This is a genomic window from Paenibacillus sp. CH40, from assembly GCF_024213605.1.
GTDB classification, from domain to species: Bacteria; Bacillota; Bacilli; order Paenibacillales; family Paenibacillaceae; genus Paenibacillus; species Paenibacillus polymyxa_B.
This window is the reverse complement of sequence record NZ_JANAVQ010000011.1, coordinates 27,408-39,999: the sequence shown is the minus strand read 5'-3', so window position 1 is coordinate 39,999 and position 12,592 is coordinate 27,408. Positions and strand designations below refer to the sequence as shown.

Below are 12,592 nucleotides of genomic sequence, written 5' to 3'. Positions count from 1 at the left end.
CAACCTACCTAAACGAAATGAGTGTAATATTCCAAACGCACTTTTATTGATAACGATGCAAGAAGCCATCAACTAGTTTGGCGTTTGTCATCTGAATTACGGACTGATTTTCCAGTTCCTCGGCCATATCATCATCCGTCATGGACACGAAAAAAATAATATCTTCTTTGGATTGGCCGAATTGATTAAAAAGTACATCGTCTGTTTCCTTAACTACCTTGGCCATAATTTTTATCATTTCATCTGTATAGTCAAACACATTTTCGGTTGCATACAGAAATTTGCTAATATGATTGAGATGTGTTGTATCGCCATATTGATATTCGCTTAATCCCCATCTATAATAATTTTCATCTTCCTTGCTGTTGCACAGGTCTTGGGCTTTCATGTTTGTGATATGTCTAACAAGTGATTCCTCCGTATTAACAGCAAGAAACAAGGTGATAAAATCGCTGTCTGTGCCAAAAGCACAAGCGTAAACCTGCTCATTCTTCACTTCTTCCAGTATGCTTTTAAGATCATCCAAAAATCCTGCCCTAAATCTTTCCTCAAATTCATTTAGAAAATTGTTCATCTGGTTCATATACTCCTTTATCAGTTTTATACTTGATTATATTTTACATTATTAGCACGACCATGTACCCTAGCGTTCATTCTCTTGCTGCTCTTGTCTTGTAGCGACAATCCAAGGATCGTCACAGTTAACGAATGTCACCTTGATAAACTTAGAAAGCCCTTTTATTTGTTTAAAAAAAGTTGTTATAATTGTTAGATCAGTGTGTAGAGATATTGGTACTAGTTTTAATGACCAAAAATATATGTCGCATGATACGTCTACCATCTGAAATATTATTATTTCGGAGGGAAACAATATGTATAAGGAAGAAAGACTGCCTCAAAACGCAAAAGAAGGTATATTATTTTTATTGATTATTTCAATTATTTCAGTAAACACGATCGCCCCCATTATTATGGGATTGGAACGAGGCTTTAGTAAAGAAAACTATTTAGAAACGCTAAAGATTATTCCGTTTATGTGGATTATCGTTCTTTTGTTAGTAAGATTGGTTGCAGGACCGTTAGTGGGTAAAGTGATACCCAAATTCGTAGGACAAACAGATGGATTTAATGCTAGAGTTTTATTGAATACTTTATTGAATGTTACAGTCTTATCTATGCTTCTAACCATTATAGGAACTTGGGTTGGTACGAAACAAATAAGCCTAGAACCTTTTCAGAACTTCTTTCACAGTTGGTTTAGAAATTTTGGTGTAGCATTTTGGATTGAGATATTGGTCGCTCAGCCAATAGCAAGATTTGCAATGAAAAAAATACACGTAAGACAGGCTAGCAAAGCAGAGAGTGTAAATCCGTAACACGATACCAAAGGCATAATAAAAAAACCGTATAACAACGTGGTTTTTCGTAAATCGGTAAAGTTACAAACCATTAAAAAAGCGCTGGTCCTAAGCTGGAACCAGCGCTTTTTCGCGTTTCGGATTACGAACTTTCGTCAGGCCAAGGAGGGCGGGTTGGCGACTTATTTCCTAAAATGACGCATTGCCGTCGTTCTCCTCTATTCTTACTGGGCCGTTAAAATCAGTGGTCCGTCCGCAGTAACTGCGATCGTATGCTCATATTGCGCCGACAACTTGCCGTCGGCCGTTCTCGCCGTCCACTGATCGTCGTCGATCGTGATACGGAACGTACCTTCGTTGAGCATCGGTTCAATCGTAAACACCATGCCTTCCTTTAACCGAATGCCTTTGCCGGCTACGCCGATATGCTCGTAGCTCGGCTCCTCGTGCAGGCTCCGCCCGATCCCATGCGCCAGCAGATCGCGTACGACTGAATACCCGTTCGCTTCCGCATGTTGTTGAATCGCCGACGTTATGTCGCCGAGCCGGCCCCCCGGGAGTGCCCGGGCGATCCCCATATCCAAGCATTCCTTTGTCACCTTCATTAATTTTTGCGCTTCCGGCCGGATATTGCCCACCGCATAGCACCAGCACGAATCGCCAAACCATCCACCGTATTCCACGACGATGTCGAGCTTCAGCAAGTCGCCGTCCATAAGCGCCCGGTTCGAAGGAATGCCGTGGGCCACCACATCGTTGACCGAAATGCAGGTTTCGGCGGGGAAACCGTTGTACCCTTTCGTAAACTGCTTGCCACCCAGCTTGGTGATGTGTCTGGCAACAAAGTCATTGATTTCCCGGGTGGTGATCCCAGGCTCGATCAGTTTGGCCACCTCGCGGTAGCAGTCCGCAACGATTTGGCTCGCCGGCTTCATCTCTTCGATTTCCCTAGGTGATTTTAAAATGATCATTTTTGTCTATTCGCTCCTTATCAATTCTATAATTTTAAAAACCGGACGATATCTTTGGCCTCCTCGTGCAGCTTTCCGCGGCGAAGCGAAAGCGACGCGCAGCCGACCAAGGCGGCCAGCAGCATTTCCGCGCGCTGTAGCCGATACGGTGGCTCAGCCGCGTTTCCGCCGGAAGCGGCAGCCCCGTCCGCCGCACGACCGGTTTCCAGCAGCGCGGCAAGCGGCGCGAGCACCTCCCGGCGAAAGGCAGCCGAGAGCGGGGCAGAGCGTGCTTCAGGCAGCGAGGCAAAGCCCTCACCGCCCAGCTTATGCAGCAGGTACAAGGCGTGGTCCTCCGCCCAAAGCTGCAGCAGCCGAATGCCGGCGACGGCGACGGAGCCAAGCTCTGTGGAAGCGGCCGTTTCGCGGCTGCTGCTTTGGGAATCCGCGGCAGCCGAGTTCCCGGTGTCCGCCGCAGCAACCAAGCCGAAATGCCCGCCCGCCGGCGCCTCCCCTGAAGCCGAAGCGCGCGGGGCCTCCAGCCATCCCCCGGCCCGCTCCAACGCGTCCCACAGCAGATCGTGGAGCAAATTGCCCTTATTGCTGTAATAATGGTATACCGTGCCATAGCCGAGTCCCGCCTGCACGGCCACATCGCGGATTTCCAGTAAAGGCCCTTTATTCAAAAACACATCGGCAGCGGCTTTTCGGATTTGCGCCAGACGCCGCAGCCGGATCTCTTCGTTTTGTTCCTTCGTACGTGGAGACATCTCGTCCGTTCACCTCTTTTATTTTTGACCTACTCTTATGTCAATATAAAACATCGGCTTGCGAATAACAAGAGTCGGGCAAACAAAAGTCCCGGCAACACCTCATAAACGAATGAAGATCAGTTACTTATCAGCTCAATTTTAATGGTTTGATTGTACTGATATCATTTAGCTGGTCCCAGGTGAGCAGAAGTTATGCTATACTTGCGAAGTAAAAGGGGGTGCCTACTGATGGAGAATCTATTGGGATTGTCTGTGACTTCTTACACTCATGCAAAGCCAATTATTAGGAAAGCGTTACTTTGTATGGGGCGAAACAATTTTTAACGCTACAAGCTTTTTTAATATTTTTGGCTTTGCACCTTATTTTAAAGAATCAAAATAAGGGGCGAGCAAAATTGAGATATACGAATGCTACAAAAGTTTTACCTCAAAAACTAATTATGGAAATCCAAAAATATGTTCAAGGAGAGACGCTGTATATTCCTAAGCCAAAAACGGAATATATGGATTGGGGAAGTTTGAGTGGCGGGAGAAGGTTGCTTGAACAGCGAAATGCTGCAATCAGAAATGCTTTTCAAAATAGCAGCAGTATCGAGCAATTAGCGAAGGAGTTTTTCCTCTCTACCGAAACCATTAAGAAAATTGTGTATTCACATAAAAATACCTAGTTTGCAAAGTGGCGTGGTGCTATACTCGCGTCAATGAATTTAATTTTGGCCTCATAACATGGTGAGCCTAGGGCGTGACCGGATGATCGTGGTGAAAAATCAATCCGGTCACGTCTTTTTTGTTTGGCAAAAGGTTTGATGTGTGTTCGCATTTCATTTTCTCTCTTGAGCTTTTTTACATACCGTTCTTGATCCCAAAATTCCGTTCACCCTCCCCGATGATCCAACAGACCCATTCTATTTCAAAGGCTGTACTTCATTTTTTCATTATTGTTTTTATGCCAAAAATGATTCTAAATCGTTGTTTTCATTTATTAAGCTTATTTTAATCTTTAAAATATGAATATAAACAACAGCAACAATTAAAGGGAAAAATGTATTGATTCATTGTCTTAAAACAAGAAAGTGAGGAAACGATTACTATGGGAGAGCAAAAAAGTAGAAGTAGGCATCTGATTGATCCGGAAATTATCAGTGCAGTTGATTTAATAGCAACAACCAATCTTACCGAATCTACACTAATGGAAGCACGTAAAAATCAATCTCAAATGATGCAACAAATAGATGTAACGCAGATGTTCCCTATTACATTAGAAAAAAAGGTTGTGCCAAGTTACTTTAGTGGTCCAGATATTCAAATAGAAATCATTAAGCCCAAACATTCAAAGCATCATAAGATGCCTCTATATTATTCGATACAAGGAGGCGGGATGGTCTTAGGAAGTCCAGTCGTGGATCGTCCTGCTAATGCATCTCTTGCTGCACAACATGGTTTCTGTTGTGTATCCGTGTACTATCGCCTAGCACCAGAGCATGTGCAGCCAAGTCAGTTACAGGATTGTTATTCGGGCCTAAAATGGTGTATTGAACATGCGGAAGAGTTAGGGATAGATACTCAGAAAGTTGCCGTAGGGGGCAGCAGCGCTGGCGGCGGTCTGGCGGCTGGCCTAGCCTTGTACATTCGTGATCAGAAGGAATTCGAAATCCATCATCTAAGATTAATGAGGCCAATGCTAGACGATCGGACAAGTACCGCACCAGAGCATCCATACGCAGGAGAGTTTATTTGGACAAAACAAAGTAATTATTTTGGCTGGAAATCTGTATTGGGGGAAGAACCGGGTCAAGAGGAGGTAAATGAGTATTATGCGCCGGCCCGTGCTAAGTCATTGGCCGGGTTACCACCGACTTATATAAATATAGGTACCATTGATTTATTCATTGATGAAGCCTTGGTTTTTGCAAAACAACTGGCTTTTGATGGAGTCTTAGTGGAATTACATGTCTATCCCGGGTACCATCATATGTCTCCTGCGTTTCCGGATGCACATTTTTCAAAAGAAGGGGCCAGAACAAGTGAATACGCCTTACTGAAAGCGCTGGAGATCTTTGATATAAATTCTAATGAGTATAATGCTAAACGCTAATAAGGTACGATTGCAGTAAATAAAGCACTGATGAAGAATATCCATCAGTGCTTTTTCATACCTACTTATGATCTGAATAAACAATTTATGGATAGATTCGGTTGAGAGTCATTGATACTTCTTAACAATGTAGTAATTCTAATCTGATATCATCTTTTTTTCATCTCTTCCGACTTTTACCACCCATTTAGGGTAAAATAGTAGCAAGCATAAAATCCAACAACGGAAGTGGTGATGTCCCATGACAACGAGCAGCAAACCGAATAGACTATCCAAGGAAAAATCACCGTATTTGCTACAGCATGCACACAATCCGGTAAATTGGTTCCCTTGGTCAGATGAGGCCTTTGAAATTGCTAAACGTGATAACAAGCCTATTTTCCTATCTGTTGGCTATTCCACTTGCCATTGGTGCCATGTAATGGGGAGAGAATCTTTCGAGGATGAAGAAGTGGCTGAGCTATTAAACAGGGATTACGTATCCATTAAGGTGGATCGTGAAGAACGTCCAGATGTGGATCATATCTATATGTCCATCTGCCAGACGATGACAGGGCATGGAGGCTGGCCACTGACAATATTGATGACGCCGGATCAGAAGCCTTTTTTTGCGGGGACGTATTTGCCCAAGGAGCAAAAGTATGGCCGTGTCGGACTGTTGGAGCTGCTGGATAAGGTGGGTGCCCGGTGGAAAGAACAGCCCGAAGAGCTGGTGGAGCTGAGTGAGCAGGTGCTTACCGAGCATGAGCGGCAGGACTTGCTTGCAGGTTATCGCGGTGAACTGGATGAACAGAGCTTGAATAAAGCTTTCCATGAATACAGCCACACCTTCGATAAGGAATATGGCGGCTTCGGGGAAGCTCCTAAGTTTCCTTCTCCGCATAACCTGTCTTTTCTGCTGCGTTATGCACAGCATACGGGGAATCAACAGGCACTGGAAATGGCAGAGAAAACGCTAGATGCGATGTCCCGTGGCGGAATCTATGACCACGTAGGCATGGGGTTCTCACGATACTCCGTGGACGAGAAATGGTTGGTGCCGCATTTTGAAAAAATGCTGTATGACAATGCTCTGTTGGCCATCGCGTATACAGAAGCTTGGCAGGTGACAGGCAAGGAACTGTACCGACGGATTACAGAACAAATCTTTACATATATCGCAAGAGACATGACGGATGCAGGGGGTGCCTTTTATTCGGCGGAGGATGCGGATTCCGAAGGAGAAGAGGGGAGATTCTATGTCTGGGACGACTCTGAGGTAAGGGCTATACTAGGCGATGAGGATGCCGCCTTTTTCAACGATTTGTATGGGATTACACCTTACGGCAATTTTGAAGGCCACAACATTCCAAACCTGATTGATATCAATCTGGAAGCCTATGGGATCAAACATGACTTGACTGAGCAGGAACTGGAACAGCGGGTTAGTAAGCTACGCGCCAAGCTGTTTGCTGCCAGAGAACAGCGGGTTCATCCTCATAAGGATGACAAGATTTTGACCTCGTGGAACGGGTTGATGATTGCTGCACTGGCGAAGGCGGGACAAGCTTTTGGAGACACGAGATATACAGAGCAAGCTCAGAAAGCTGAGACGTTTTTGTGGAACCATTTGAGACAGGAGAATGGACGGCTGTTGGCACGTTATCGGGACGGAGAAGCAGCTTATCCCGGTTATGTAGATGATTATGCTTTTTATGTGTGGGGCTTGATCGAGCTGTACCAGGCGACCTTCGATATAGAGTATCTGCAACGGGCGTTGACGCTCAATCAAAATATGATCGACTTATTCTGGGATGAGGAACGGGACGGATTATTCTTTTATGGGTCAGATAGTGAGCAGCTAATTGCCAAGCCTAAAGAAATCTATGACGGTGCGATTCCGTCGGGTAACAGCATTGCGGCTCATAATTTTGTGCAGCTTGCACGGCTAACGGGTGAATCCCGATTGGAGAATTATGCAGCCAAGCAGTTTAAGGCTTTTGGCGGCATGGTTGCTCATTACCCGTCAGGCTACTCAGCCTTGCTCAGCGCGTTGCTGTATGCAACAGGAACGACAAAAGAGATTGTGATTGTAGGTCATAGGGACGATCCGCAGACCGTACAGTTCATTCAGGCGATTCGAGCGGGGTTCAGGCCGAATACGGTCGTTATTCTGAAGGATGAAGGACAGTCGGAGATTGCAGAGACAGTTTCCTATATCCGTGATTACAATCTTGTGGAAGGCAAACCAGCTGTATATGTGTGTGAGCATTTTACCTGTCAGGCACCTGTTACCAGGCTTGAAGATCTGAAGGTGTTGTTGGATTGAACTGAATAAAGCGATCAAACCTAATCCCCTCGGGGGTAGTAAGCATAAGGTGATTTTCGAAAATGACCCTATGTTTGCTACCTTCAAGGGGATTATTTTCATATTAAGAGGTAGGTATAGTGAGATGAAACTAATATTTTCTTAACATATGCTACGCATTTTTTTTAATATTTTTTAGGTATATTATATCAAAGAACCGGTTCCGACCAGCCTTTCTGTTTTCGAAAATAAGTACATATACCTATTTAACTAGCGTGTTTATATCTTTTATGTCCAAGCGTTTTAGCAGCAGATGTGAAAAATGTGAAAGAGAGTCTGTCGGGTGATTGTCGTCATCGGCAAGACGAAGAGGTTCGCCATAGTTTAGGAAATCCAGGTAATGAAATGGAGATGTTTATTAATGAAGAAGTTATCGGGGAAAAAGTGGTTAGTCGCAAGGATGCTCAGCAAAAATTTTAAAACGAAGCTAATGGTCGCCTTTATTGCATTTCTGATTTTACCGTCCATGATCGTGGGGGCTTTGTCGTTTGTGAGCGCTAGTCAGCAGATTCGAAACCAGATTGAAGAAAGTGCCGAGCAGGCTATCATCCGCACTAATTTTATTATTGATAGTACTATTGAACCCAAGGTACATGACGCAGAATATTTTGCAGAAAGACTAAAAGGCAATCGGGTAGAGACGGAGGAACAAGCGGCCAAACTGGAAGAGTTTTTCAAGCAATATGCTGCACTTCATCCTGAAGCAGAATCCATCTCTTATGGTACGAAGGACGGTAAATTTACAACCTATCCACAGAAGCAATTACCGGATAATTATGATCCACGAGTCAGACCTTGGTACGATAAAGCGATAAAGGAGCAAGCAAAGACAGCGATTAGTTCTCCCTATCTTTCGGCAAGCTCGAAGCAAATGACGGTTACGGTGTCCAAGGCAACGTCAGATGGATCGGGTGTTATTGGCATTGACCTGAAAATAAGTGGTATTAAAGAGACGTTGAACAATATTAAAGTAGGTCATGAGGGTTATGCTATATTGCTGGACAGCAACCATACTTACATTGTACATCCGACGAAGGAAGCAGGCACCAAAATTACAGATATTGAATCACGCATGTTTCAGAGCGATGCTGGTGAATACGAGTATGAGTATGAAGGACAGCCCAAATATATGAACTATGCGACTAACAAGCTAACTGGCTGGAAGATAGGCGGAACGCTATATTTGTCTGAAGTCGATGAGGCAGCAGGACCGATTTTGATCAGCACTTTACTAACCATCGTCGGTTGTCTTGTGATTGGTATTTTCATCGTTTATTTCCTGATCCGTTCCATCATCAAACCGATTTTAAAGTTAAAAGAACAAGCGGTAAATGTGAGCGCCGGAGATCTGACACAGGACATTCAAGTAAAGAGCGAGGACGAGATCGGAGAATTAGGAGTGGCTTTTCAAAATATGCAGAATAACTTGCGATCTGTCATTCAGAACGTAGGGAACAGTGCAGAACATGTCGCAATTTCTTCGAATGAACTGACAATAAGCGCGGAACAAACCAGTGCTGCAAGTGAGCAGGTGTCCCAGGCTGTGCAAGAAATAGCCAGTGGTGCAGAGAAGCAGACTACAGGGCTGGAAAATAATTCGGTGGCCCTCGATGAAATTGCACAGGGGATCACCCAAATCGCTGAACGCTCGATTTCGGTAGCCGATTTGGCCAAACGATCTGCCTTGCAAGCCGAGGAAGGACGAAAGTCTGTTGAGCAGACAGGTGAGCAAATGAATTCCATTCATCAATCAGTAGAGCGTTCCAACCAGATGATTCAAACCTTGCAAGCCCGCTCTCATGAAATCGGTGAAATTACGAAGGTTATCGGCGATATCTCCAATCAGACAAACCTGCTGGCATTGAATGCAGCTATTGAGGCAGCCAGAGCGGGTGATCATGGAAAAGGCTTTGCCGTCGTTGCTGATGAGGTGCGCAAGCTGGCAGAGCAGTCTCAGACATCCGCCACACAGATTGCCACCTTGATTGCCGAAATTCAGCATGAAACCGAAACAACAGTGAAGACGATGGACAGGGTTACGACTGAGGTGCAGGATGGACTGCAGATTTCCAAAGCAACCATTGTCAAGCTGGGTCATGCGATGGAAGGCATTCGAGAGACAACACCTCAGGTAGAGGAGGTCGCTGCGATTGCACAGCAAATATCAGCCAGTGTACAAGAGATTGCAGCGACAGCCAACGAACTGGCGACGATTGCAACCGGTAATGCTGCCACATCTGAGGAAGTTGCCGCCTCCTCACAAGAGCAGCTGGCTTCCATGGAGGAAATATCAGCTTCTGCACAGTTGCTTTCAACCATGGCTACTGATTTGAAGGTGATGATCAGTCGTTTCAAATATTAAACGAGCTTGAACCCTATGGAATCTATAGTACAATGAATGCTCGGGACAGTTCTTTAAGCCTTATGGCATAAGGAATCTGTCCTGAGTTTTTTTATATTTTCGATTTATTGTACAAAACATGGAAGATTATAAGGGGGGCGAACACTTGGTTCGAGATTTAATGCTATGTGCTATCGTGATATTATTGTTAGTTTTAATTTTTCAGCGTCAGCTTGTTCGTCAGACGATCACAGGTGTATTTTATGGAGTGGCAGGAATTCTGCTCTTATGTATTGGTATAAGTGATAAAACACTGCTGACCTGCTTGCTGGAGCTAGGGATTGGTCTAATGTTCATGACTCTGTTTGTGCACACTTTAATGACCGCTAAGTATACATATGGACAACGTTTGTTAAACAAAGACCGTGATCTGCTGAATTTACTTCGGGTCCAACCGGGTTTTACCTTCAGGCTGGAGAAAAGTGGTGATGAATTTTATTATAGGCTGCTTGAAGGGGAATTGCTGGAGCGCGTAGGTCTGAATCTGCAAGTCAACTACAACAAAAGGGAGCATGTGAAGCGTCTCGGGGACATATTGGAGCTTTCCTCTGAAACGATGGAGCAGCTTAGTCAATACTACAAGCAAGCCTGGTTTGGTGATCGAACCGTATTTGAATTGGAGTTTTGGGAATATTCGGCTCTCATTACCTTACATCCGGTTAAGGAGGACGGGATTACTAGGTATGTTATCGGTCACGTGTTGGATATTACAGAGTATAAAGCCTCCGAGCAGAAGAGAATGGAGATGGACGAGGCTAACCATGCGAAAAGCATTTTTTTGGCTCATATGAGTCACGAAATCCGCACCCCGCTGAATGGAATCATCGGTCTGTCAAAGCTATTGAATAAGACTGAACTGACTGCCGTTCAAAGAGATTACCTCCACAAGCTTCTTGCCTCCTCGCGTACCCTTTCATCCATGCTCAGTAACGTATTGGATTTTTCCAAAATGGAAGCCGGTAGTATGAAGCTGGAAAAGGTAGAATTTGAGCCGGAAAAAATGTTTCGGCATCTCGCAGATACCGTTGGAACTTTGCTGGAAGATAAGGAAATAGAGATTGTATTTATAACGGACCTGGCGTTACCGAAAAGGTTTAAGGGAGATCCGCTTCGAATGGAGCAGGTGCTTTCAAATCTTCTGACCAACGCCATCAAGTTTACGGATCAGGGACATGTATTGTTACAGGTGAAAATGCTCAGTCAGCAGGGCGGACGAGTAGGCGTTTCTTTTATGGTAGAAGATACGGGAATAGGAATTTCCGAGACGTGTATGGACAAGCTATTCGTCCCTTTTATCCAGGCGAGTACCTCAACCAGCCGCAGATATGGGGGCTCTGGGCTGGGTTTGGCCATTAGCAAGCATTTGGCTGAAGCTATGGGCGGGAAAGTAGAAGTGAAAAGCCAATTAGGAGAGTACAGTCAATTTTACTTTAATGTCGAGTTGGATACCGGGGAATTGAATGCGGGAAGCACACAAATAGAAAAACAAATCAAAGGCAAAGCCTTAATTGTTGCGCAGCATGAACTGGTGAGGTACAGTTTGAACGAACTACTGCAAGATTTGGGGCTAAAACCATTCACTATTTCATCCTTCCAAGAAAGTATGGACGCTTTTCAAAAGGGTGAGCATTTTGATTTTGTTATCATTGATATGGGGATGGAAGGTTTTAGAGAACTGGACTCCCGGAGGCAATGGCTTCAAATGCTGGATAGGCAGATAACTCAGATCATTGGACTTACAACCGTGTTTCAGATGGAAACCATAGCTGATGGGGACATGGATCATAGGATCGATGCCTTTTTGTCCAAGCCCGTTACCCGGAACGCTCTGCTGGAGGTTCTCTGCTTGAAGAAGGAACAGTCAGTGCCTGCAGATGGTAATACTCTGGAGACTTATGTGACCATGAGTTCCCGCAATGAGATGGGGGATACAACACAGAAGTATCAAATTCTCATAGCAGAGGATAACGAAATTAACCAGGTGGTGATTAGCGAGTTTTTAGCAGAGCGTAACATTGAGGTAACGATGGTCACGAACGGAAGAGAACTAATAGCGTTACTGGAACTGCGTTACTGGGATATGGTGTTGCTTGATCTGCATATGCCAGAGATGGATGGTTTTGAGACAGCGAGACATATTCGGAGAAACAAAGCTTTTAACAGGCTTCCCATTATCGCTTTTACCGCTGATGCTGTGCAGCATGAACAGGAAGTTTGTCTTCGTGCGGGTATTAATGCCGTGCTTCTCAAGCCTATCCATGAACTGACCGCTGTTAGAGTGTTAACTAGCTGGATTAATTTAGCGTGGCTGCAAGATTTACATGGTATTCACGCAGAGCAGGCGATAGCCGCTATGGATGGCAAGGTATATATTTTTCAATTTGCCCTTTATAAATGGATTCAAGAATACCAGCATCTTGATAAGAGAGTTCTAAAAGAAATGGGCAATGGGCAGTTATCTTCTGCTCTTCGATTAATCCACTCGCTTAAGGGAGGAACGGGGAACCTGTGTGCGCCTGAGTTGCTGGCAAAGGTAATAGAGCTGGAAAAGGCATTGAAGCGCAGTAATGAAACCTCAACAGGTGAACTGTATTCAGACTGGAAAGAGCAACTCAGTACGGTTCAGAAGGAGATTAATCAGATCAAGTCATCACTTCCCTGGAGCTGA

Annotated in this window: 9 protein-coding genes; 6 read left to right on the top strand and 3 right to left on the bottom strand. The window is 44.7% G+C overall.

Annotation, left to right across the window (positions count from 1 at the left end; all coding sequences use genetic code 11):
* Positions 1-43: 43 nt before the first annotated feature.
* A complete protein-coding gene (locus NLX73_RS22760) occupies positions 44-574 on the bottom strand; it encodes a DUF4303 domain-containing protein (RefSeq protein ID WP_254327422.1) in 531 nt (176 codons plus the stop codon).
* Positions 575-872: 298 nt separating this feature from the next.
* Here NLX73_RS22760 and NLX73_RS22755 point away from each other — a divergent pair, with 298 nt between their 5' ends.
* Positions 873-1,376 carry a DUF2798 domain-containing protein gene (locus NLX73_RS22755; protein ID WP_254327421.1) on the top strand — a complete coding sequence of 168 codons (504 nt, stop codon included), beginning with the start codon at positions 873-875 and terminating at the stop codon, positions 1,374-1,376.
* Positions 1,377-1,582: 206 nt separating this feature from the next.
* On the opposite strand, the gene map is transcribed toward NLX73_RS22755, so the two are convergent.
* Complete coding sequence (gene map, locus NLX73_RS22750) at positions 1,583-2,329, bottom strand: type I methionyl aminopeptidase (RefSeq protein ID WP_254327420.1); 747 nt, start codon at positions 2,327-2,329, stop codon at positions 1,583-1,585.
* 26 nt (positions 2,330-2,355) lie between these two features.
* Complete coding sequence (locus NLX73_RS22745) at positions 2,356-3,078, bottom strand: TetR/AcrR family transcriptional regulator (RefSeq protein ID WP_254327419.1); 723 nt, start codon at positions 3,076-3,078, stop codon at positions 2,356-2,358.
* A 398-nt stretch (positions 3,079-3,476) separates the two neighbouring features.
* Between NLX73_RS22745 and NLX73_RS22740 the strand changes: the two genes are divergently transcribed.
* The 5 genes from NLX73_RS22740 (at position 3,477) to NLX73_RS22720 (ending at position 12,592) form a co-directional block, all read left to right on the top strand.
* On the top strand, positions 3,477-3,749 hold the full coding sequence (locus NLX73_RS22740) for a CD3324 family protein (protein ID WP_076161227.1): 273 nt from the start codon (positions 3,477-3,479) through the stop codon (positions 3,747-3,749).
* A 422-nt stretch (positions 3,750-4,171) separates the two neighbouring features.
* The gene (locus NLX73_RS22735; RefSeq protein WP_254327418.1) at positions 4,172-5,176 is read left to right on the top strand and encodes an alpha/beta hydrolase fold domain-containing protein; all 1,005 of its coding nucleotides are present in this window, start codon (positions 4,172-4,174) and stop codon (positions 5,174-5,176) included.
* A gap of 241 nt (positions 5,177-5,417) precedes the next feature.
* Positions 5,418-7,484 (top strand): thioredoxin domain-containing protein, encoded by a 2,067-nt coding sequence (locus tag NLX73_RS22730; protein WP_254327417.1) that lies wholly within the window; start codon positions 5,418-5,420, stop codon positions 7,482-7,484.
* Positions 7,485-7,884: 400 nt separating this feature from the next.
* Positions 7,885-9,885 (top strand): methyl-accepting chemotaxis protein, encoded by a 2,001-nt coding sequence (locus NLX73_RS22725; protein ID WP_254327416.1) that lies wholly within the window; start codon positions 7,885-7,887, stop codon positions 9,883-9,885.
* A gap of 145 nt (positions 9,886-10,030) precedes the next feature.
* Positions 10,031-12,592, top strand: coding sequence for a hybrid sensor histidine kinase/response regulator (locus NLX73_RS22720; protein WP_254327415.1), 2,562 nt, complete (start codon positions 10,031-10,033; stop codon positions 12,590-12,592).

What these genes read in the sequence shown, in the direction of transcription:
- NLX73_RS22760 (WP_254327422.1), bottom strand. Translation starts at nt 574, where the DNA reads ATGAACAATTTTCTAAATGAATTTGAGGAAAGATTTAGGGCAGGATTT.
- NLX73_RS22755 (WP_254327421.1), top strand. Translation starts at nt 873, where the DNA reads ATGTATAAGGAAGAAAGACTGCCTCAAAACGCAAAAGAAGGTATATTA.
- map (WP_254327420.1), bottom strand. Translation starts at nt 2,329, where the DNA reads ATGATCATTTTAAAATCACCTAGGGAAATCGAAGAGATGAAGCCGGCG.
- NLX73_RS22745 (WP_254327419.1), bottom strand. Translation starts at nt 3,078, where the DNA reads ATGTCTCCACGTACGAAGGAACAAAACGAAGAGATCCGGCTGCGGCGT.
- NLX73_RS22735 (WP_254327418.1), top strand. Translation starts at nt 4,172, where the DNA reads ATGGGAGAGCAAAAAAGTAGAAGTAGGCATCTGATTGATCCGGAAATT.
- NLX73_RS22730 (WP_254327417.1), top strand. Translation starts at nt 5,418, where the DNA reads ATGACAACGAGCAGCAAACCGAATAGACTATCCAAGGAAAAATCACCG.
- NLX73_RS22725 (WP_254327416.1), top strand. Translation starts at nt 7,885, where the DNA reads ATGAAGAAGTTATCGGGGAAAAAGTGGTTAGTCGCAAGGATGCTCAGC.